The organism is Lichenicoccus sp. (assembly GCF_965276875.1).
Taxonomy (GTDB): domain Bacteria; phylum Pseudomonadota; class Alphaproteobacteria; order Acetobacterales; family Acetobacteraceae; genus Lichenicoccus.
In genome coordinates, this window is sequence record NZ_OZ255701.1 from 2,662,456 (window position 1) to 2,682,753 (window position 20,298).

General features: G+C 64.1%; 19 protein-coding genes, 1 tRNA gene, 1 pseudogene and 1 riboswitch. Of the genes and pseudogenes, 10 read left to right on the forward strand and 11 right to left on the reverse strand.

Annotated elements, in window-relative coordinates; translation table 11 throughout:
• Positions 1 to 30: 30 nt before the first annotated feature.
• The 7 genes from ACQY4K_RS12920 to metZ form a co-directional block, all read right to left on the reverse strand.
• Entirely contained in the window at positions 31 to 1,368 is a 1,338-nt protein-coding gene (locus ACQY4K_RS12920) for an ABC transporter substrate-binding protein (protein ID WP_428390607.1), read from the reverse strand.
• Between the two features lie 149 nt (positions 1,369 to 1,517).
• Entirely contained in the window at positions 1,518 to 2,303 is a 786-nt protein-coding gene (locus ACQY4K_RS12925) for an L-iditol 2-dehydrogenase (protein WP_428390608.1), read from the reverse strand.
• 22 nt (positions 2,304 to 2,325) lie between these two features.
• Positions 2,326 to 3,576: a D-tagatose-bisphosphate aldolase, class II, non-catalytic subunit gene (locus tag ACQY4K_RS12930; RefSeq protein ID WP_428390609.1), complete on the reverse strand. Its 1,251-nt coding sequence runs from the start codon at positions 3,574 to 3,576 to the stop codon at positions 2,326 to 2,328.
• On the reverse strand, positions 3,573 to 4,505 hold the full coding sequence (locus ACQY4K_RS12935) for a tagatose kinase (RefSeq protein WP_428390610.1): 933 nt from the start codon (positions 4,503 to 4,505) through the stop codon (positions 3,573 to 3,575). Before ACQY4K_RS12935 ends, ACQY4K_RS12930 begins: the two co-directional genes overlap by 4 nt.
• A 27-nt stretch (positions 4,506 to 4,532) precedes the next feature.
• Entirely contained in the window at positions 4,533 to 5,147 is a 615-nt protein-coding gene (gene folE, locus ACQY4K_RS12940; protein WP_428390611.1) for a GTP cyclohydrolase I FolE, read from the reverse strand.
• Entirely contained in the window at positions 5,147 to 5,596 is a 450-nt protein-coding gene (apaG, locus tag ACQY4K_RS12945; protein ID WP_428390612.1) for a Co2+/Mg2+ efflux protein ApaG, read from the reverse strand. The genes folE and apaG overlap by 1 nt, the downstream gene beginning before the upstream one ends.
• Entirely contained in the window at positions 5,593 to 6,777 is a 1,185-nt protein-coding gene (gene metZ, locus ACQY4K_RS12950; protein ID WP_428396115.1) for an O-succinylhomoserine sulfhydrylase, read from the reverse strand. Before metZ ends, apaG begins: the two co-directional genes overlap by 4 nt.
• Before the next feature lie 69 nt (positions 6,778 to 6,846).
• A riboswitch (SAM riboswitch) is annotated at positions 6,847 to 6,926 on the reverse strand.
• A 94-nt stretch (positions 6,927 to 7,020) separates the two neighbouring features.
• Here metZ and ACQY4K_RS12955 point away from each other — a divergent pair.
• A tRNA-Gly gene (locus ACQY4K_RS12955) sits at positions 7,021 to 7,094 on the forward strand.
• Between the two features lie 7 nt (positions 7,095 to 7,101).
• Here the strand turns inward: ACQY4K_RS12955 and ACQY4K_RS12960 are convergent.
• Positions 7,102 to 7,650, reverse strand: a complete 549-nt coding sequence (locus ACQY4K_RS12960) for a hypothetical protein (RefSeq protein WP_428390613.1) — start codon at positions 7,648 to 7,650, stop codon at positions 7,102 to 7,104.
• Positions 7,651 to 7,848: 198 nt separating this feature from the next.
• On the reverse strand, positions 7,849 to 11,151 hold the full coding sequence (locus tag ACQY4K_RS12965; protein ID WP_428390614.1) for a glycoside hydrolase family 99-like domain-containing protein: 3,303 nt from the start codon (positions 11,149 to 11,151) through the stop codon (positions 7,849 to 7,851).
• A gap of 30 nt (positions 11,152 to 11,181) precedes the next feature.
• Between ACQY4K_RS12965 and ACQY4K_RS12970 the strand changes: the two genes are divergently transcribed.
• The 3 genes from ACQY4K_RS12970 (at position 11,182) to ACQY4K_RS12980 (ending at position 13,541) form a co-directional block, all read left to right on the forward strand.
• Positions 11,182 to 11,622, forward strand: a complete 441-nt coding sequence (locus ACQY4K_RS12970) for a hypothetical protein (protein WP_428390615.1) — start codon at positions 11,182 to 11,184, stop codon at positions 11,620 to 11,622.
• A gap of 740 nt (positions 11,623 to 12,362) precedes the next feature.
• Positions 12,363 to 12,980, forward strand: coding sequence for a hypothetical protein (locus ACQY4K_RS12975; protein ID WP_428390616.1), 618 nt, complete (start codon positions 12,363 to 12,365; stop codon positions 12,978 to 12,980).
• Positions 12,981 to 12,989: 9 nt separating this feature from the next.
• Complete coding sequence (locus tag ACQY4K_RS12980; protein ID WP_428390617.1) at positions 12,990 to 13,541, forward strand: hypothetical protein; 552 nt, start codon at positions 12,990 to 12,992, stop codon at positions 13,539 to 13,541.
• Between the two features lie 65 nt (positions 13,542 to 13,606).
• Here the strand turns inward: ACQY4K_RS12980 and ACQY4K_RS12985 are convergent, their stop codons facing one another.
• Positions 13,607 to 14,587 carry an IS1595 family transposase gene (locus ACQY4K_RS12985; protein ID WP_428390618.1) on the reverse strand — a complete coding sequence of 327 codons (981 nt, stop codon included), beginning with the start codon at positions 14,585 to 14,587 and terminating at the stop codon, positions 13,607 to 13,609.
• A gap of 109 nt (positions 14,588 to 14,696) precedes the next feature.
• Between ACQY4K_RS12985 and ACQY4K_RS12990 the strand changes: the two are divergent.
• Both ACQY4K_RS12990 and ACQY4K_RS12995 read left to right on the forward strand, forming a co-directional pair.
• Positions 14,697 to 14,932, forward strand: a pseudogene (locus tag ACQY4K_RS12990) (DUF6471 domain-containing protein).
• Positions 14,866 to 15,870, forward strand: a complete 1,005-nt coding sequence (locus tag ACQY4K_RS12995; RefSeq protein ID WP_428396290.1) for a hypothetical protein — start codon at positions 14,866 to 14,868, stop codon at positions 15,868 to 15,870. Before ACQY4K_RS12990 ends, ACQY4K_RS12995 begins: the two are co-directional and overlap by 67 nt.
• 157 nt (positions 15,871 to 16,027) lie before the next feature.
• On the opposite strand, the gene ACQY4K_RS13000 is transcribed toward ACQY4K_RS12995, so the two are convergent.
• Entirely contained in the window at positions 16,028 to 16,567 is a 540-nt protein-coding gene (locus ACQY4K_RS13000; protein WP_428390619.1) for a hypothetical protein, read from the reverse strand.
• Between the two features lie 180 nt (positions 16,568 to 16,747).
• On the opposite strand from ACQY4K_RS13000, the gene metX reads away from it, so the two are divergent.
• The 4 genes from metX (at position 16,748) to ACQY4K_RS13020 (ending at position 20,277) form a co-directional block, all read left to right on the forward strand.
• Positions 16,748 to 17,902 carry a homoserine O-acetyltransferase MetX gene (gene metX, locus ACQY4K_RS13005; RefSeq protein ID WP_428390620.1) on the forward strand — a complete coding sequence of 385 codons (1,155 nt, stop codon included), beginning with the start codon at positions 16,748 to 16,750 and terminating at the stop codon, positions 17,900 to 17,902.
• Between the two features lie 3 nt (positions 17,903 to 17,905).
• The gene (metW, locus tag ACQY4K_RS13010) at positions 17,906 to 18,598 is read left to right on the forward strand and encodes a methionine biosynthesis protein MetW (protein ID WP_428390621.1); all 693 of its coding nucleotides are present in this window, start codon (positions 17,906 to 17,908) and stop codon (positions 18,596 to 18,598) included.
• Positions 18,599 to 18,642: 44 nt separating this feature from the next.
• Positions 18,643 to 18,969, forward strand: coding sequence for a hypothetical protein (locus ACQY4K_RS13015; protein WP_428390622.1), 327 nt, complete (start codon positions 18,643 to 18,645; stop codon positions 18,967 to 18,969).
• 171 nt (positions 18,970 to 19,140) lie between these two features.
• Positions 19,141 to 20,277 (forward strand): FAD-dependent oxidoreductase, encoded by a 1,137-nt coding sequence (locus tag ACQY4K_RS13020; protein WP_428390623.1) that lies wholly within the window; start codon positions 19,141 to 19,143, stop codon positions 20,275 to 20,277.
• The last annotated feature ends 21 nt before the right edge of the window (positions 20,278 to 20,298 follow it).

The following is a 20,298-nucleotide window of genomic DNA, read 5'->3' on the forward strand; positions in this document are numbered from 1 at the left end:
ACCGCAGGACGGTCCCGCCAGCGCCGCCGGTTACTTCATGTAGCCGGCTTGACGCATCGCCCGCCCGGCCGCGGCGTCTGCCGAGGTCAGAGCCTGCTGCTGGCTCATCGAGCCGCTCAGGGTGGCGGAGATGTCCTGGCCGATCTGCGTGCCGATCGCCTGGAACGGCGCGATGCCGACGAACTGGGCACCTGTATAGGGACGCGGCTTCTCGGTCTGGCCGTTCGGGTTGGAATGGTTGATCGCATCGAGCACGAACGATGCGAACGGCGCCACCTTCTTGTAGTCCGGCGACGTGTAGGACGACGTGCGGGTGCCCGGCGGGATGTTCACCCAACCGTCACGCTTGGCAACGAGGTCGATATATTCCTTCGACGTCGCCCAGGTGATGAAGGTGCGGGCAGCGGCCTGCTTGGTCGACGACGCCGGAATGGCCAGGTTCCAGGACCACAACCAGGTCGGGCCGCCTTTGAAGCTGCCGGTGGGGAGTGCGGCAAAACCAACCTTGTCGGCAACCTGCGACTGCTTCGGGTCGAACACCATTCCAGCGGCGCTGGTGGCATCGATCCACATGCCGCAATGACCGGACGCGAACAGCGACAGGTTTTCGTTGAAGCCGTTCGAGGAGACGCCAGGCGGGCCGTCCGCCTTGAGGATCCCGTCATAATATTTCAGCGCCGACTTCCAGGCGGCGGAGTCGATGGTCGGCTTCCATTGCGTGTCAAAGTAGCTGCCACCCATCGCGGTCACCAGGGTGGTAAAATAGGCCATGTTCTCGCCCCAGCCTGGCTTGCCGCGCAGGCACATGCCGTAGATCTGGTTGGAGCGGTCGGTGATCTTGTCGGCGAAGCCGCGGATCTCCGTGTAGGTCGGATGGTCCGGCATGGTGATCCCGGCCTTCTTGAACAAGTCGGTCCGGTATAGCGTCATCACGCTCTCGCCGTAGAACGGCAGCGCATACACCTCGCCCTTGTAGCTTATGCCGTCGAGCACCGGCTTGATGATGTCACCGACGTCGTAGGAAGCCGGCAGATTGGTGAACGGCATCAGCCATTTCTGCTTGGCCCAGATCGGTACCTCGTAATTGCCGATGGTCAGGATGTCGAACTGGCCGCCATGGGTTGCGATGTCGGTGGTGACGCGCTGGCGCAGCACGTTCTCCTCGAGGACGACCCAGCGAAGGTGGATGTCGGGATGCTCCTTCTCGAACACCGGGGCGAGCTTCTGCATCTCGATCATCTGCGAGTTGTTCACCGTCGCGATGGTCAGCGTGGTTTCGGCCTTAGCGCCACTCGCCAACAGCGGCATAGCGGCCATGGCCAAGCCGGTGGCCAACCCGGCCGTCACGGGGAGAGATCGACGTATCATCTTGTTGTTTCCTCAGGGTTGACGGGTGCATGCAGGCCCCAGTCTGCGGTATACGGTCTGCAGTCTGCACTGATGCGTAACGTCCGCGACGGCGCGGCTTCTGTCAACGCGGCACCGTGGCAGGCGCGGGCGGCGGCCGCATAAAAGTCTCAGCTCATCCAGTTGCCCCCATCGACATTATAGGTCTGGGCGACAATGTAGTCGGCATCCGCACTGGCCAGGAACACCGCCATGCCGGCGATCTCGTCCGGGCGCGCCATCCGCCCGATCGGCACCGCCGCACCCACCGCGCGTTTCTTCTCGCCAGGCTGCAGGCCCTCGTAGCGGGCGAACCGCGCATCCACGTCGTCCCAGTGCTCGTTATCGACCACGCCGGGGGCGATCGCGTTGACGTTGATGCCGTGCCGGATCAGATCCAGCCCGGTGCTCTGCGTCAGGCTGATCACCGCGGCCTTCGAAGAGCAGTAGATCGCCACCAGCGCCTCCCCGCGTCGGCCGGCCTGTGAGGCGAAGTTGATGATCTTGCCGCCCGAACCCCGCGCGTCGCGACCTTGCGCGATCATCTGCCGGGCGGCCGCCTGCAGGGTGAACAGGAGCCCCTCGACATTGACCGCATAGACCCGGCGGTAGCTCTCGCGCGTGATCTCCAGGGTCGGCGCCATGTCGAAGATACCGGCATTGTTGACCAGGATGTCGATACGGCCGGTGCGCGCGATCGTGGCTGCCATCATCGCATCGATGGAGTCCTGCCGGGTCACATCGAGTGCCAGGCCGAAGCTGGCGCCGCCGATCGCGGCCGCAGCGGCCTGCGCGCCCGCCTCGTTGAGGTCGGCGATGACCACCGTAGCCCCTTCGCGGCCGTAGCGTTCGGCGATGGCACGGCCGATGCCGCGCGCGCCGCCGGTAATGATCGCGGTCTTGCCCTCAAGTTGCATTGTGCGTCTCCCGTAACCTGCCTCAGGAACATGCCCGCGCGTAGGCGCGCAGCACATCGCGGATCGATTCAATCAGCAACCGGCGCGCATCGGTCGCGAGCCGGCCGGTGATCACCCGCTCATACAGGCGCGGCAGATACTGGCTGACCAGGGTCGGCGGGATTTCGACAGCGCCAAGCCGGTCAAGCAAATGCGCGCAGGCGGCCTGGGCTGCCGGCATCGGCCAGTAATAGCGGATGCGGTCGCTATAGCTGTAATGGCGCAGCACATGCTGGGCCGCCGGGTTGCCGGGGTAGTGCGTTCGCCAATGCCCGGGCTGCTCGCGCATCAGCCGCTCCATCGTCTCGGCAAGCGACCCTGGCTCCGGCCGCAGCACCGCGGCGATATGGTCGAGTGCGTAGAGCGCCTCGCGCAGGGCGAAGGTCAGCGCCGGCCCGACCTTGAGGATGGCAAACCCGTCCTGCACCAGCCGGCGCAGGCTCGCCTCCGGCTGGTAGTCCGTCGAATGCGCCTCGAATACCAGGCCGGGCATGTCCGGCAACGCCGCCGAGAGGCCGGCGGCGCGTTCGGGTTGGTAGATCGCCACGGAGTCGTGGCCGAATTCGACACCAGGCTGCACCACGATGGCGATGACGCGTGCCCAGGCGTCGCCGAGATCCGCGAAGGCGCGTGCATGCACGCCGAAGGTCGCGCGCACCGCGTCGGGAGCGGTGGGACGCAGCTGGTCGAGCGCATGCGTGGCACCGCCGGGCGTGGGCACCTCGGTACCGATGACATAGACCGGCGGTGTTGCGGCGGAGGCCTCGGCACAAGCGGCGAGGGCGGCGGCACGGGACGCCGCGCGCGCATCGTCGAGGGCGTCCGGTTCGCCGGCAGCGCCCATGCTGGCATCCAGATGCAGCTTGCTGAACCCGGCCGCGGCGTAGGCCGCGATCATCGCCTGCGCCTTGTCCATGGCGACCTCCGCGGGCAGATGCCGCCACGGATTGGGTCCGAGATGATCGCCGCCGAGGATTACCCGCGACCGCGCCAGCCCTACCTCGTCCGCGAGCGACCAGACGAAATCACGGAAATACGCCGGCTGCATGCCGGTATAGCCGCCCTCCTGGTTGACCTGGTTGCAGGTCGCCTCGATCAAAGCCGGGGTGCCGTCATCGCGCGCCTGCAACAGGGCCGCCTCGATCACCAGCGGATGCGCCGAGCAGACCGAGGTGATGCCCGCTGTCGGTCCGCGCCGGCCGGCGAGGTCGCGCAGGATATCGACCTGGGTCATGCCGCCCTGCCTATGATGGCCTCGAGTTCGGCGAAGCTGGAGGCACCCTGCATCGGCCCACGCACACTGACCGCGCGCGCGCCGCTGGCATTGGCGAAGCGCAGGCTGTCCGCGATGCCGCGTCCCTGCAATCGGCAGGTGACGAAGGTGGCGCCGAAACAGTCGCCGGCGCCGGTCGGGTCGATCTCCTCGGCGTCGAACGCGGCCATGTGCAGCGTCTGTGCGGGGTCGTGGTAGCTTGCACCCCCGGCACCGCGCTTGACCACCACGGCACCCACGCCGAGCCCCAGGATTTCGCGAATTGCCGCGGTCTCGTCCTTCGCCTCGGTCATCACGGTGAGTTCCGCACCACTCGGCAGGAACAGGTCGCAGGCCCGCAGTAGCGACGCCATCGCATCGAGCATGTCCGGGCTTGAGAGCATTTCGCGGCGCAGGTTGGGGTCGAACGAGATGCTGCCGCCGGCGGCCTTTACCTGGGCCACCGCCTGCTGCGCGGCCGCGATCAGGGCCGGCGAGAACAGCGAAGAGCCCATCACGTGCAAATGTCGGCTGGCGGCCAGCACTATGCGGCCGGCCTCGGTGATCCGGGTGCGGCCTGCGGCGCTGTGGCGTATGTTGAAGACGAAGTCGCGCGTGCCGTCCTCGCGATAGCGTACGAAGGCGCTGCCGGTCGGATGATCGGCCACAATTTCGATTGCCGAGACATCGACACCGTCGGCTCGCAGGCGGTCGATATTGAGCCTGCCGAAATCATCGTCGCCGACGCAGCCGATGATGCCGGCCGGCTGACCGAGCCGTGCCACCTGGTCGATGAAAATTGCCGGCGCGCCAGAGGGGAACGGGCCGACCAGGGCTTGCGGTGCGCGGAACCCAACGCCAGGGGTCTCGGCGATGATCTCGACCACGATCTCGCCGAGGGTCGCGATCATCGCCAATCCCTCACAACCCTTTGGCTCCTACTCGAACGGGCTGACGTGACGCTGCTGTGCCAGCATGGCGAGCAGTTCGGAGCGCGTCGCGGGATTATCACGGAAGGCGCCGAGCATGCGGCTGGTCACCATGGAGACGCCCGCCTTGTGCACCCCGCGCGTGCTCATGCACTGGTGGCCGGCCTCGATGATCACCGCCACGCCGTGCGGCTGGAGCACCTCGTCGATGGCGCCGGCGATCTGCGCGGTCAGCCGCTCCTGGATTTGCAGGCGCTTGGAATAGGCTTCAACCACGCGCGCGAGTTTGCTGATGCCGACGACCCGCTTGCGCGGCAGGTAGGCGACATGACAATGCCCGATAATCGGCACCATGTGATGTTCGCAATGGCTCTCGATCCGGATGTCGCGCAGCAGCACGATTTCGTCGTAACCCTCGACCTCGGCAAAGGTGGTCGAGAGCAGCGCATAGGGATCGACGCCGTAGCCGGCGAAGAACTCGCCGTACGAACGCGCCACCCTGCCGGGTGTGTCGCGCAATCCCTCGCGCGTCGGATCCTCGCCCGCCCAGCGCAGCAAGGTGCGGACCGCATCCTCGGCGTCCTCCTGAGAAGGTCTTGAGCCGAGTTTGGAGATCTGGTCCATCAATGAATCATGCCGATCTGGTGAGGGCTGTCGAGGCTGAACGCCGGGATACGCACATCGAACGGCTCCCCCGATGCGATGCTCACCATGTGGTAGGCGCCAGTCATGAAACCAGATGGCGTCGGCAGGGGGGTGCCGGAGGTGTATTCGAAGGCCGTTCCCGGTTCGAGCTGTGGCTGTTCGCCGAGCACGCCGTCGCCCTCGACATGTTGGGTCATGCCGGCGCCATCGGTGATGTGCCAGGTGCGACGCAGCAGACGGACCTCGTCGGTGCCGTGGTTCTCGATGCGGACCCGGTAGGCCCAGACGAACTGCCGCTCGTCCGGCCTTGACTGTTCAGCGAGATAGAATGGCCGCACGCTGACCCGGATGTCGCGCGTCACGGCGCAATAATCCTCTGTTGCCGCATCGCCGCGTCGCGATTCGTCGTGCTGGCGCCCATGCTTCATCGAACGCTCCGTAATGCCCGATCGAGATCGTCCGTCAAATCATGTACGTCTTCCAGGCCCACGGACAGCCGCACGACCCCTTCGGTGATGCCAAGCCGGGCCCGCTCCTCGCCGCCGATCCGCATATGGGTCGTGGTGGCGGGATGCGTCACCAGCGAACGGCTGTCGCCCAGATTGTTCGATACCGCAATCAGGCGCAGCGCATTGAGCATTGCGAAAGCGGCCGGCTGACCTCCCGCAAGTTCGAAGGCCACAAGACTGCCGCCGGACGCCATCTGCCGCATCGCCAGCGCATTCTGCGGATGGTCTGCGCGTCCCGGATACCAGACCCGCGCGATGCTTGGCGCTCCCGAAAGCCAGTCGGCTAACTGCCCTGCGTTGCGCGTCATAGCCTCGACCCGCAGTGCCAGGGTCTCCAGCCCCTTGATCAGCACCCACGCATTGAACGGCGATAGGGTCGGACCGGTGTTGCGGATGAACGGCTGCAGCACCGTCTCGACCCACGCCTTGCGTCCCAGTACGGCACCGCCAAGCACCCGGCCCTGGCCGTCGATATGCTTGGTGGCCGAATACACCACCACGTCGGCGCCGAACTCGAGCGGCCGCTGCAGCACCGGCGTTGCAAACACGTTATCGACGACCACAATGGCGCCGGCCGCATGCGCGAGATCGGCCACCGCGCTGAGGTCGACAATATCCAGCATCGGATTCGACGGCGTCTCCAGCAGCACCAGCGCCGTGGGCTGGGCCAGGGCATCACGCCACTGGCCGATGTCGTGGCCGTCTACGAAGACGCTCTCGATGCCATAGCGCGGCAGCAGCGTCGCCACGATCCAGTAGCACGAGCCGAACAGTGCCCGCGAGGCGACCACCCGGTCCCCAGCGACCAGATGGCTGAGCAAAGCGGCATGCACGGCGGCCATCCCGGTCGCGGTGGCACGGCATTCCTCCGCCCCTTCAAGTTCGGCCAAGCGCCGCTCGAAGGCCGCCACGGTCGGGTTGGCGAAGCGGCTATACTGGTAATGCGCGGCCTCGCCCTTGAACGTGGCCTCCGCCTGTTCGGCGCTATCATAGACATAGCCCGAGGTCAGAAACATCGCCTCGCTGGTCTCGCCATGCAAGGTGCGCTCGATGCCGCCATGCAGCAGGCGGGTGGCGGTGCGGTAGGAAGAGGCGCTCATCATCTATCCCCGGTCTCAGTCCATTGCAGACCGGCCATATGGATGACAGGGCGCACCACGGAGTGAACCCCGGAGCAAGCCAGTGCCTCTTTAGCGCGCTTATTTAACCTCGCCGCAAGCCGGCCGGACAAATCACGAGGGTTACACAACAGAGGGCGGTTTTGTAGGCGCGCGGTCCGGGCGCCGTCAACAGCGTCCCGCGATTGCGCAGGCTTGGCGCCGCTTCTATGCTCAATTGTGCATGCGGGTGTAGTTCAATGGTAGAACGGCAGCTTCCCAAGCTGCATACGAGGGTTCGATTCCCTTCACCCGCTCCAGCAGCACTTAATGCGCCTGGTGCCGCCGGCGCAGCATGGCGCGGTGGCGCTCCACCGAGCGGCGCAGATCATTCAGTGGCGGTGCCGCCAGGCTGTCCTGGTAGACGTGCCCGTCCCAGATCCAGCGGTCTTGGCGGCCGACCAGAAGGTCGTGCACGCCATGATGAAGCTGCGGCATCACCCGGATCGGACCGCTGACGGAGTCCAGCACTTTGCGCCAGTGACGCGCGTGGCGCAGATAGACCGACGTCGAGCAGCCCGCGGATCCGCACAGGCTGGCCGATTGCAACTGCACAAACAAGGCCGGGTCGCCGCCTTTGCCGGACAGCCTGGCCGAGCCCACCAGCACCAGCGGATGCTCGCCACGCCGTGCGGCGGCGCGCAGGTCGTGCGCGTTGAGCTGGCGTGCCGCGCGATCCTGGGCGCCGCCGGGCTGCCGCTTGAGCAGCACCGGCGCGCCGCTCGCATGGTGAGGCCGGTGGTGGGTGGCAGCGTTAGCGGATCCAGCCTCCAGGCCTATAAGGGCAACAAGCAAAAGCAGTTGTTTTCGGAGCATGTGCCTGTTCCTCCGGAGCTATCTTGGCCATGGCTTTAGCACGCGGCTGAAGAAGGCCAGAGGCTCTGCCTCTGGACTCCGCTGGGGCGTCACGCGAAGGCGTGCTCCGCACGACAGGCCCCAGACCCCCATTCAGAAAAGTAAGGATTCCAAAGGCTAGCCTTTGGCGGGGTCCAGGGGCGGCGCCTCTGGCCTTGCCTATTCGCCAGCCAAACGAAGCCCGAACTGCTGCGCAAGCTGGTCGCGATAGGCGCGCTGGCGCATGCGGTCCGCGTCGAGGAGGGTAGGGCCGCCGCCGACGAGGCGGTGGATGCGTGCGACCTCGCCGAGATGCTTCTGGCCGACCAGCCGGTGGGTGGCGGACTCGCCATGCCGGCGATGGATGTTGAGCGGGTCGGCGACATAGGCGATGCGTGCGCCGGGTTGGCGCAGCAGCTCGATATAGAGGCGCCAGTCGCCGGCCATTCTGAAGGCGAACAGCGATTCGCCGCAGCGCGCCAGCGCCGCCTTGAGGGCAGCGCGCGAGAACAGCACGCCGCTTGCATTCAAGATGAGGTTGCGCTCGGCGAGGCAGGACTGGATGAACGCCTCGCCGTCGTGCAGGCCGTCCTGATCAAGGGTGGTGCCCGCGGTGGCGGCATAGTACGGCTTGTAGCTGTCGCCGATCAGGGCGCCGTCGGCGTCGATCGAGCGGCTGTCGCAAAACGCCATCACCGCGCCGTCGGCGTTCGCCAGTGCGCGGGTCAGGCGGTCGAGCATGCGCGGGTCGGCGGCGTCGTCCGCCTCGGCAATCCAGATCCACTCGCCGCGCGCCTCCTGCACCGCGCGCTCCCATTGCCGGAACACCGAGCCGGAGTTGCGGCTTGCCGCGACCACGCGGATGCTGCGCCCCCATTCCGCCGCCGCCGTGCGCGCTACCTCGACGCTGTCGTCGCTGGAGGCGTCGTCGAGCACAATGACTTCGAGCACCGGATGGTTCTGCGCGAAGATCGAGGCCAGGCGCTGCTGCATGTAGCGGGCATAGTTGAAGGAGGGCACGACCACCGAAATTCGGGCAAGCGCCGGCTGCGCCAGGGTGAGGAGCTGCGCCACGTAGCGGTCGAAGCCGAAGCGCCTGGCGGCTTGGCGGCCGGCGGCGGCGCGCTTGGCCGCGGTCTGTTTGTGGGTGGCGGCTGCGAATTCCAGCGCGCGGTGGGCCATCGCCGGCACGTCGCCGAGCGGCACCACGCAGCCCTGACCGTGGCGCTCGATCAGCTCCGGGATGCCGCCGCTGCCGGCGAAGGCGACGCAGGACAGCCCGGCGGTCCATGCCTCCATTACCACGCTCGGCAGCGGGTCCTCGCGCGAGGTGAGTACGAACACGTCGGCGGCGCTGAAATGCTCGGGCGCGTCCGGCACGTGCCCTGGGAGGTGGAAGCTGCCGCTGGCGATCGCCGCCTCGATCTCGCCGCCGAGATAGTGCTGCATTTGCGGGTCCAGCGCGCCTAGCCACAGGCAATGCACCGCCGGGGCGCCTCGCAAACGGCGGCCAGCCTGCGGCCTGGTCTGCCGCCAGAGCTGCAGGAACAGGTCGAAACCCTTGCGCAGGTCGCCGTAGCCGACGCCGATCAGCACCAGCGCATCCGGTGGGATGCCGAACTGCCGGCGCAGCCCCGCGCGACCGCGCGCGGAAAAGCCGCGGCCGCGATACAGGCCCTGCGGCAGGGTGCGGAGTTTGGGATCATCGTTCGCGTCGGCCGCGACCAGCGTGCAGACGGCGCGGCGGACGAACTGGGCGGGAAACACCACGCTGCGCGCCAGTGACCATGCGGTAGCAAGGCCGTGGGTGAGGTGTTTTTCGGCGAGCAGCGCCGGTAGTTCATGCACCAGCAGAGTGAAGCCGATACCGGCCGCGTGCAGCAGCGGGCCGATGCCGGCGGAGGCGGCGCTGTTGACGATGGCGCCATCAAAGCCGTCGCCGCGCAGGCGTCGCAGATGTGCGGGCAGCTCCGGGTCCGAGGCCGCGAGCACGCAGGTGGCGGCAGTGGCGCGGTAGCCCTCCAGCATGTCGCCGCCGGCCAGCAGCAGAATCGCGACTTCGACGCCGTGCGCCCGCTTGAGCTGGCGGGCCACATGCAGCAGCAGGCTCTGGGCGCCGGCGCTGAAGGCGTCGTGGCCGACCAGCAGGACGCGGCCGCCGCGTGCTGCTGCCCCGCCGAAGCCGGTGACGGCGCGCGCCGTGGCGTTCAGATAGGCGGCGCCGTGATGCAGGTCGGGCTCGAGATAGGCACCCTCCGCCCATTCGTTCCAGGCATTGATGCAGACCATCGGCGTGCCGTGGAACGGGTGCGCCTGCGCCTGGCGGATCAGCCCCTCGACCCAGGCCTGGTATTTCGCCGGAGTCGAGCCATGCATTACCAGACCAGCACCTTCGCGGCGCGCGTCATTGTCCCAGGAGGGGCAGGCGGTGCGGATCAACGGGAAGTCTGGCGTGTCCATGGCCAGCGCACGGTCGACGATCTCGTCGTAGTCGTGGGTGTTGGCGGTGAAGTCGGTGTCGAGCAGATCGAGCCGCTCGTTGATGGTCTGCATGCCCTCGACGATCTTGTGCGGCGGGAACTCGATGGCGCCGTCCAGACCATAGGCCCGCGGGTCGTTGTCGCCGAACGCCTGGGCCATGATCAGGATCGGATTCTCGTTGCAGCGTTCGAGGAACAGGCCGCGCCAGCGGGCGAATGTCTGTTGTGCGTCCGGAACGAGTGCCGGGCGGTAGAGCATCAGCAGCGGGCGCCCCTGCAGGCGGATATAGCGCGGGTCGGCGAAGTGCCGGCCGTAGCAGTCGATCAGGGCGGCCTCGTCCTCGGGGCGGAAATCCTGGCTGATCAGCACCTCCTGATCCGAGCCGTCCCAGCGCCGTGTCCAGTTCTCGTTGGCCCAGAGCAGGCAGAACGGCATGTCGATGGAGCGGTCGGCGAGCAGCGCCTCGAGCGGGGCGTCCAGCAGGCGGGTGCCGTTGAACCAGTAGAAGTAGAAGACGAAGCCCTTGATGCCGGCGGCGCGCGCCATCCTGGCCTGGCGCCTGAGGGTCTCCGTGCCGTCGAGGTTATAGTGGCCGAGATCGCGCGGGATGCGGGGCTGGTAGTGGCCGGCGAAGCGCGGCAAGCCGCGGGCGATGTTGGTCCATTCGGTAAAGCCGGCTCCCCACCATTCGTCGTTCTGCGGCATGCTGTGGAATTGCGGCAAATAGTAGGCCAGGACCTCCGCGTTTCGCGCGACTGTCGGCGGCAGCGGTCGCACCGGCTCGAAGAACGGGCCCGGCCGCGTGTTGCGTCGCATCTCGCGCGGAATGCTGGTGTCGATGGGCGGCTTGCAGGGATGCACCCGGTCGCGGTTCTCGATGTAGTGCAGCAGCGGGTTGCTGCCCGAGTCGTCGCGCAGATAGCGTTTCTGGTAGAAGACCGGATCGAATCCCTCGAACGGGCGCGGTATTATGTAGCACCCGCCACCACAGGATAGCGGCACTCTGGCGGCGTCTATCCTACCATATGTAGCATGGAACTCAGCGACCCAAGCCACCCCGTCCTATCCGGCCTGCTCCGCAAGCGTCAGGAGATCGCCTCTGAGATCGAGGGGCTAGAGAGCCGCCTGCACGGGCTGGTGCTCGATATAGACGCGGTGGACCTGACGATCCGGCTGTTCTCTCCCGGCCTGGACGTGGAGACGGTGCGGGTCCGCCCGACGCCACGACGGCATGGTGTCCGGCCGGGTGACACGTCCAAGCTGGTGCTGTCTCTGCTTCGTGAGAACGGCCCGATGAGCCAGCGCCAGATCACGCTGAAAGTGATGGAGCATCGCGGGCTGAACGTGGCGGATCGCGTGCTTTACGGGGTCATGCGGAACAGGGTCGGGGCCAGTTTGCGGGGCTTGTTGAAACGAGGGACGTTGGTTCACTCTGATGGGGCCTCGGGTGGAGTGCGGTGGGGATTGGCTTGATTTGCTTTCACCGGCCTCCTGCGTTCCATCTCGGACTGGAGGATAGTAACAGTGCAGGCTCTAGGGCCGTGCGGCTGGCTATGACGCGGATCTGATGCCGTCGGTGCGTCAGCTATACGGGATTGATATAATGCTAGACCTGGCGCTGGCCTTAAAATGGCATCCCTGTTATCCTCCCTACCTCACGGTGGTGTGATAAGTAAGTCTCCAACGGCTGCGGGATCGTCGGATTAGCAGTAGGGATGCAACGTGACAGATCGACGCCTGAGGAGAAAACGTGCGCGGAGAACGGTAATCGATGGCTATTAAGACGCAACTTCCGGGAGCTAGTCGTCCCGGCCCGAACCGCCAAGTTCTGGGAAGTATCACTCAGTCTGAGCGGACCCCAGCGGGTGGATACGACCTATACGAATCCGATGTGACCCAAGAGATCTTTGTCGACGGCTTAACCTCGACCATGATCAGCGGGGCCGTTTGTCGTCTTTCATTCCATCGAACTGAGTCCGTCGTGTACGAAGACAAGTTACCCGTTGAGCAGCGTAGGCTTTTGGTGACCGTCGCCATGCCCACTGCAGCGGTTATCCAAATGTGCAGCTTCCTCATCCAGCAAATGCTAGCTGCCCATAAGCCTATGATAGCAAATATAGATCATCTTCGTACGTTTGTAGTTTCTTTGAACGACGAGCAACTTGCTGCGGAATTAAAGCGTCTTACCGCTACACCGGAACCGGGTAACTAGAATGGTCGAATCTACTTATAGCGCCGCTGCCTTTCTGCCGTCAATCAACCCTTATCAAGTAGTACAATCTACTGCAAAACACTTTGCCAGCGATTTTAAGTTCATCGACACGCATAATACGGAAAGATCTGAAAAAGGGAGCCTCGCCGCTAGAGCGCACTCCAGGGCTCGGCTGCTTGTCTTATTCAGCTTGGTAGTAGGTCAAAAAACTACAAAAGCACCGGAGTTCGGTATGATGATACCGGTAAGCGATCCGGTTCGTCTAGGTTTTGTCGGCTACGATCAAAAGCTAAGTCTCTTGATGAAAAATTGTCTTAAACGAGCGGGTCTGGTCGGTGACGAGCTTGCAATCGCAAGCTCTGCTTGCAGCGATGCGAAGGAACTTCTTGTCCGTTCTCATGTAAGCGACTTGCCTAGCTCTGTCTCGTTTGAGGAAGAGGGCCTCCTGGCCTTAGAATGGCGTGGAAGCACCAGTGGCGTATTGATTATGTTTTCCGGAGATAATACGGGTTCCTACGGTCTAAGTGATTCGACATCGCGGTACGGAAGCGGAATCACGGACTTTGTACTTGATCGTCCAGTTCCCCGAAGACTTGCGCGAAGGCTCGCTCGCTTATAGATTTGTCTAATGACTGGTCGTCCCCGTGAGGGCGCAAGCGAGCACTACGATCTGGCGAAAAGCAAGGGAGCAGTCAGAAACGACGAGATTATCCTGTTCGTGGTTTTCAAAGCCGAAAACGTCGCGAACGACGGCAAACTCAAGGCAGACGCCTTTGACCCCCGAAGGCTTAGCAAGGCTAACGAGTCTATTGCTCGACTGGCGTTCACTCCCAAAAGTGATCTCATGACCTTCGTAATAGATCCAGCCAGCCAACGACAAGAGACATGCGTTGGCATTGCCCAGGCAACGGCTGAATGTATTCGTGAGATTGAGATAACAAGCGTAGACAGAAAGCGTAAGTGCCTAGCGTTCTGTATCCTAGACGTGGTGTCAGCAAACGATGCAGACGGTCACGGAGTAATGTCTTTTTCCGATACCTTGAAGACTCTCGAAACAAAAGGACTAAATATCGCAAAAGCCAAAAGTGCAGCAAGGCATGATCTTGCAACGCGCTTCTCTATAGTCAGGACTCTATCTTCTATCTACCCTGATCCAATGTTGCCAAGCGATGTCAACTAGGTGACGGAAGGCCAGATTTCCAGCATGTATTCCGCGCTCCCGCTTGGGGTTCTCCATCAGGAGTTTTACTGTTCTGCCCGCTGCCAATACCCGCAGAAGTCCACGCTCGGCCGCGCCTTGAGCGCCAGGGCCACCACACCCCGCACCTGGCCGCCATTGCTGACCCTGCGGTGATCCTCGCGCCATGCGCTCTCCTGGGCGTAGCGGGCAAGATAGACGCCGCTGATATGGTGGTGATGGCCCTGCTCGGCCCGGCGCATCCGGGAGAAGAAGCTCTCCGCGCCGTTCGTGCAGGCGCCATCCAGGCTGTAGGCAACCTGGTGGTTGATCGTCTTGACGGCGTAGCGGGCGTGCAGGGCGTTCCAGGAAGCCGCCTCGTCGGTCATGATCTCGGTTCCGACTTCAACCCGGTTGCGGATGAAGGAGATGGCCGCGCCTTCGGATGGGAAGGCGGCAGGGAGTGTGAAACCGTCGCGCTGCCGGACCACGACAACGCACTGGCGCTTGCCGTTCTGGTTCTTGAGCAGGCGGCGGTCGACCCGGTTCTCACGCAGATTGGCGGGCTTCACGTAGCCGCCGAAGTAGCCGCCATCGACTTCCACGATCTTGCCGACGCCGCCCAGCTTGAAGCCGCGCATCTCTACGGCCATCGCCTCACGCAGTTTGTGGGAAAGCACAAACGCCGTCTTGTATTGCACGTCCAGGTCACGGCTCAGGGCCAGGGCGCTCTTGCCCTTGACCTCGTTGCAGAAGATCGCGACCGCCGCGAGGTATGTCTGGAGCGGCAGCTTGTGGAAGGCGAATAGCGTCCCGGACGTGAGTGAGAAGTCCTTGCGGCACGCCTTGCAGCGGAACCGAAGCGCACCGTTCGGACGACGCGCCTCGTAGCAGGTCGGGCAGCCGCAATGCGGGCAGGTCGCCTTGCCATCCGTCTCAGGCCACCGGATGCCGGAGAACATCGTCTCGGCTTCCAGGTCCGACATGCGCAGCACCTTCGCCAGAGAGAGCGTGCGGGCCTTGGAGGAGAGGAGGAAGTGAGAGGACATCGCCATATCCGTCGTTAGAACGACACATATGTAGGATATCCGACGCCATCTTGCAATAGCAAAACCGACACATATGTCGTATTCTCTTCGGAAGTGGAGGAGAACCGACATGGCAGGCACAAACGAAAAGTGGGCAGATCACGCCCGACGCCACCTCAAGGCAGAGCTAAAGCGGGCTGACGTGGGTTATGCCGAGCTAGCGAAGCGTTGACGGAGATGGGGATACCGGAGACGGATACGTCGGTGGCCGCCAAGGTCAACCGAGGAGCGTTCCCCGCATGGTTCCTGTTCGCCGTCATGCGCGCCATTGGCGCTCATACCTTGCGGGTGGAGGACTGGTCTTAGCTCTGTGGTTCTCTACCGCGCTAGCTGAACAGAAAACCAGCGCACAAAGCCATAAGAAGGCACAATATGCCCCCAGCGAACAGAAACTCCCCCCTCCAGGTCGTGCCCTGCCCTCGTATTCCGGCCTCATTGATCAAAGTGCCTGCCAGCCATCCAAGGACAGCCATCAAGAAGAACTTTGCATAGAATGGCGCAGCGCCTCGGCAACCGAAGCTCAGGCATTCTGGGCGCAGTTGACGTTCTGGATAGGGGTTGTCGGAACGTTCTTCGTTCTCCGCACTCTCCATTACACCAGGGTCGCTGCCAAAGCGGCTCAGGACAGTGTCCTTTCTGCCGAAAGGTCTATCGCCCAAAGCAACAAGGCTCTCGAACATGCTCGGGAGATGGCTGCTCGTGACCTCAGACCTTGGCTGACCATGAATGCCCGCCTGACCGAGGGCGTTGACTATGATAACTCTGATCCAAGCCGCAGGAACCTCGAAGTCTTTCTGGAGATTACATGCACCAACGTAGGAAGGGTTGCTGCGAGAAACGTTGTTTACTCGGTTGCGGGAATTGATGCAGCGTTTGCCAACAGCGATGAGAACTGTATCAACAGCCTCGTTAAGAGGACCGTGGAACGTTGCGAATCGACCAGGCTCGGTGACGTTCTCACCCCGTCGGAGGCGCACACCGGTCGCTATTGGTGCGTCATCCCCGATCCATTTGCCGACAAGCCTATGTGGGCTCGTCAGGACAGAAGCGTCCTCAAACTCAGGGTCGTTATCGCTGTCGCTTACAAAGGAACGGGATCGGATGAGGAAGTGTTCTTCACCGTCAGACTCTTCCCGGTAGGAAAGAATCTGATTCAGTTCCTCGACCTTGTGAGGCGAGAAGACATGCCCCTGTCCCCAAAGGACGTCACTCTCGGGCCGTGCTTCTATGCGAGAATCGGCTAGAGAAGGCATCACTACGCAAGCAGAAGCCACTATTGCCGCAGCGATTAAGCTGCACCACCTCATCTAACCGCATCCCCAGCAGGCCCGACCGATCCGGGCTGCTTGAGAGCATGCGGCCCCGGCCGCCCCGTATACCGCCCCGCCTTGGTGGCGGGTGCTACATAATACCGAACGGGCGGCGCGCCTCGCGGAAGCCTTGGACCATGTAGTGTTCGAGTGGGTCGAGCCCGGCGGCGGCCACGTCCGGGTAGCTGCGCAGATAGAAGCCGGGGTCGAATTCGGGCATCGCGCTGACCCCGCCGCCCTGCCGGTGCAGCAGATAGTGGCGCAGCGCCAGCATGCCGGATGGCGGCTTGTGGGTCTGCGCGTACCAGACCGGGTTGAACCAGGCGACGGGCCGGAAGCCCTGGGCCTCGCCGGCATTGATGTAGTGCAGGAGGGGATCGACCTCGGCGGCCGCCACCTCGGGGTATTGCGCGCGATACCAGGTCGGATCGAAATACAGATTGGGCCGGCGCCCCTCGCGCCAGCCATAGCGGTGATAATGCGCGAGCGCCTCAGAGCCGAGCCCGGCGAGGTCGGGATTGCAGCCGAGATAATAGGCGGCGTCGAACAGACCAGAATGCCCCAGCACGCGCAGGGCATCGATCGGCTGAAAGCCCGACTGCGATGAGGCGTCTGAAATCTGCGGTTGCATCTGTGATTCTTACGGGTTTCAACGAGGATCGTATCTCACTCTGCATACAGACGTAAAGTCATGATTTTGTGTGCTTAGTTAATGCGATATAAGAACGTTCTGTTGCAACCTGGAGACGTAATGCCCAATGCGACCGCGCCGGCGTGACGGACGCGGCGGCTTCTGGCATTTTGCCAGCCGATGGACCTGAACACGTCGACCGAGATCGCGCATCGCGGCATACGGCTGCCCGGCGGCGTCACGCTGGATTGCGGCGTCCACCTCGCCACGGTGGAGATCGCGCTCAGCAGCGTGGGTACGCTGAACGCCGCCCGCGACAACGTGGTGTTGGTCTGCCACGCTTTGACCGGCGACCAGTATGTCGCCGAACGCCACCCGCTGACCGGCAAGCCGGGCTGGTGGGCGCGCATGGTGGGACCCGGCCTGCCAATCGACACCGATCGTTATTACGTGCTGTGCATGAACGTGCTGGGCGGCTGCATGGGCTCCACCGGTCCGCGCTCGCCGCGCGATGCGGCCGAGGCGGAGCCGTGGGGCACCGATTTTCCGCCGATCACCATTCGCGACATGGTCCGGGCGCAGCGGCAGGTGATCGCCGAGCTCGGCATTGCCCGGCTGTTCGCGGTGGTCGGCGGCTCGATGGGCGGCATGCAGGTGCTGCAATGGGCGGCGAGCTATCCGGAGCTGGTGTTCGCGGCGGTGCCGATGGCGACCGCCTCGTTCCATTCGGCGCAGAACATCGCCTTCAACGAGGTCAGCCGGCAGGCGATCTTCGCCGACCCGGATTGGAGCGGCGGCCGATATTGGGCGGAGGCGCGCACCCCGGCGCGCGGCCTGGCCGTGGCGCGGATGATGGCGCATATCACCTATCTCTCCGAGGAGGCGCTGACGCGGAAGTTCGGGCGCCGGTTGCGCGGCGAGCAGCACGGCACGGCAGCACCGCTGTCGCTGTTCGGCGAAATGTTCGAGGTGGAGAGCTATTTGCGCCATCAGGGCAGCAGCTTCGTCAACCGGTTCGATGCCAACGCGTATCTGACCATCACCCGGGCGATGGATTATTTCGATATTGCCGCCGACCATGACGGCGATCTCGCGGCGGCCTTTGCCGGCACCCGGACGCGGTTTTGCGTGATCTCATTCTCGTCGGACTGGCTGTTCCCGACGGCGCAGTCCCGCGCCGTGGCGCGCGCGTTGAACCGGGCCGCGGCCAATGTCAGCTTCGTCGAGATCGAGACAGACAAGGGCCACGACGCCTTTTTGCTGGACGAACCCGCACTCGACCGCACCGTGCGCGGCTTTCTCGCCGGTGCCGCCGAACATGCGGGCCTCGCCTGAGGGATGCGTCTCGACCAGCGGCTGATCGCGCAGATGATCCAGCCAGGCTCGCGCGTGCTCGATATCGGTAGCGGCGACGGCTCGTTGATCGAGCATCTGTTCCGTACGCGCGACTGCGACGCCCGCGGCATCGAGATCGACATGGCCGAGGTGACCCGCTCGGTGGCGCATGGGCTGCCGGTGATGCAGGGCGACGCCGATGCCGACCTTGCGCACTATCCGGACGGCGCGTTTGACTACGTCGTGCTGTCGCGCACCCTGCAGGCAGTCGAGCGGCCGCGCGAGGTGCTGCGGCAGATGCTGCGGATCGGCACCCGCGCCGTCGTCAGCTTTCCCAATTTCGGCCATTGGCGGCTGCGCGCTCAACTGCTGCTGCTCGGACGCATGCCGATGACCGAGAGCTGGGCCGCGGATTGGTTCGAGACCCCCAATATCCATCCCTGCACGATCCGCGACTTCTTTGCGCTGTGCGCACGCGATGGCTATACCGTCCAGCGCTGGTTTGCCGTCGACGACAAGGGCGACCGCGCGCCTTGGAAAGGCTCGGTGCAGCTCGCCAACCTGTTCGGCGAGCAGGCGCTGTTCCTGCTGCACCGCGCAGCGACGGGATCCAGCACCGCCAGAGCGTCGTGGCGCCGGACCTCCAAGCGACCGCTGGCTTCCCGCACCAGTTCTGGACGAGAGCATGAAAGCTAGGTGTCACGCTGCGAACGAAGCGGGGGTATCAGGTGCATCTCACGTTGATCATTCTGAACCTGTTCGCGTCAGCAGCCTCGGGAGGCTTTGCTTCAATCGCTCTGGTCAGACCTCAAATTCTGTCGCGATCAAGCGCCGTTGAGAAATTCTACGTCCGCATGTACGTTGCCCGCGCCGTACCTCTGGCGATTTCGGCGGGGCTTGTGCCGTTCTGGTATGCAGGCGTTCCGGTATCCCTGCTCTTGTTCACCGCAGCCCTGATCCAGGGCGCGGACGTTCTGATCGCCGTCGAGAAGAAGCAGCGAGGCATGATCATGGGGGCAACCCTCGGCATGATCATCCATCTGCTTTGCGGGTTCACGACCTGGTAGGCCAAGCCAAGTTCGGCCGCAATTCCCGTCCAAGAAACGGACACAAGCGTTCGTTTAAGTTTGACAGTGGTGTACGGTTTGTGTAGGGACGTGCCGCGTGCCTCCACGTCTGGCTGTCGATCAAGGTCAATCGCGCAGCGTTGGCGGCCATAAGTCTGAAGGAAACCCGCTATGACGACATCCGAAATCCGCCGAGCCGGCTCCGTCGCCATTGTCGGCGCGGGCCCTGCTGGTCTGACGCTTGCGCGCCTCCTGCAGATGCGCGGCGTGTCGGTGAGCGTGTATGAACGCGATGCGTCAGCCAGTGCCCGGCCGCAGGGCGGCAGCCTGGACCTGCGCCCGAGCCTGGCCCAGCGAGCGATCAAGGCGGCCCGGCTTTGGCAGGTCTTCGAGCGCGCGTCGCGCAGTGAGGCCGCGGATTTCAAGCTCCTCGATGCAAGCGGCAAGCCGATTCCAGACGGGGGTGGGGAGACGCACGAGGATGCCGGCCCCGAGATCGATCGCGGCGAACTGCGGCAGTTGCTGGTCGACTCGCTGCAGCCCGGGACGATTATCTGGAACAGCCTTGTCACCAATGCGGATCGTGACGCGAGCGGCCGCTGGCGGCTGGAGTTCGAAAACCATCCGTCGGTCACGGCGGATCTCATCGTCGGCGCCGACGGCATCGGGTCGAAAGTGCGCGAGCGCCTTACCTCGGTTCGGCCATCCTATACCGGCCATACCATGCTGGCGGCCAACATCAGACGCGACCTGTGGCGCAACTCCGCGGTCTCCGATCTGCTTGGCGAGGGTTCGATGATGATTGCGGGCGACAAGCGCACGATCTTCGTTCAGCGCTGCGCCCGCAACGTCATCCTGCTCTATTTCTCGATGATTGTTGCCGAGGATTGGCCCGCCCGCGAGAGCTTTGACATCTCTGATACCGCCGCGGTTCTGACAGCGGTCAGGCAGGCCTATCACGACATCTCGCCCGATCTCCTCGCAATGCTCACCGAGCTCGATGGCGGCTTCCAGCGCTGGCCATTGTCCATCATGCCGCCGGATTATGGTTGGGAAACCCAGCCAGGGCTGACCATGCTGGGCGATGCGGCCCATGTGATGCCGCCCTTTACCGGCAAGGGCGTGAACCTGGCGCTACTGGACGCACTGGAACTGGCCGACGCTCTGACCGCCGACTCGCCGACCGATCTTGCATCAGCAATTGGTGCGTTCGAGGCCGGCATGCAGGCGCGCACACGCGAAGAGATCGGCGCCTGCCTCGCTGTCGGTCGCTCCTATTACGGTATCAATATGGAGTTCGGCGCGTGAACCGGCGTCAGCTGGGCAGGG

Coding starts and splice junctions, on each gene's coding strand:
- ACQY4K_RS12960 (WP_428390613.1), bottom strand. CDS start 7,650: ATGCTCCGAAAACAACTGCTTTTGCTTGTTGCCCTTATAGGCCTGGAG.
- ACQY4K_RS12920 (WP_428390607.1), bottom strand. CDS start 1,368: ATGATACGTCGATCTCTCCCCGTGACGGCCGGGTTGGCCACCGGCTTG.
- ACQY4K_RS12930 (WP_428390609.1), bottom strand. CDS start 3,576: ATGACCCAGGTCGATATCCTGCGCGACCTCGCCGGCCGGCGCGGACCG.
- ACQY4K_RS12975 (WP_428390616.1), top strand. CDS start 12,363: ATGGTCGAATCTACTTATAGCGCCGCTGCCTTTCTGCCGTCAATCAAC.
- ACQY4K_RS12985 (WP_428390618.1), bottom strand. CDS start 14,587: ATGTCCTCTCACTTCCTCCTCTCCTCCAAGGCCCGCACGCTCTCTCTG.
- ACQY4K_RS12980 (WP_428390617.1), top strand. CDS start 12,990: ATGACTGGTCGTCCCCGTGAGGGCGCAAGCGAGCACTACGATCTGGCG.
- metZ (WP_428396115.1), bottom strand. CDS start 6,777: ATGAGCGCCTCTTCCTACCGCACCGCCACCCGCCTGCTGCATGGCGGC.
- ACQY4K_RS12970 (WP_428390615.1), top strand. CDS start 11,182: ATGGAACTCAGCGACCCAAGCCACCCCGTCCTATCCGGCCTGCTCCGC.
- ACQY4K_RS12925 (WP_428390608.1), bottom strand. CDS start 2,303: ATGCAACTTGAGGGCAAGACCGCGATCATTACCGGCGGCGCGCGCGGC.
- metX (WP_428390620.1), top strand. CDS start 16,748: ATGGACCTGAACACGTCGACCGAGATCGCGCATCGCGGCATACGGCTG.
- ACQY4K_RS12995 (WP_428396290.1), top strand. CDS start 14,866: ATGGTTCCTGTTCGCCGTCATGCGCGCCATTGGCGCTCATACCTTGCG.
- folE (WP_428390611.1), bottom strand. CDS start 5,147: ATGGACCAGATCTCCAAACTCGGCTCAAGACCTTCTCAGGAGGACGCC.
- ACQY4K_RS13000 (WP_428390619.1), bottom strand. CDS start 16,567: ATGCAACCGCAGATTTCAGACGCCTCATCGCAGTCGGGCTTTCAGCCG.
- metW (WP_428390621.1), top strand. CDS start 17,906: ATGCGTCTCGACCAGCGGCTGATCGCGCAGATGATCCAGCCAGGCTCG.
- ACQY4K_RS13020 (WP_428390623.1), top strand. CDS start 19,141: ATGACGACATCCGAAATCCGCCGAGCCGGCTCCGTCGCCATTGTCGGC.
- apaG (WP_428390612.1), bottom strand. CDS start 5,596: ATGAAGCATGGGCGCCAGCACGACGAATCGCGACGCGGCGATGCGGCA.
- ACQY4K_RS12935 (WP_428390610.1), bottom strand. CDS start 4,505: ATGATCGCGACCCTCGGCGAGATCGTGGTCGAGATCATCGCCGAGACC.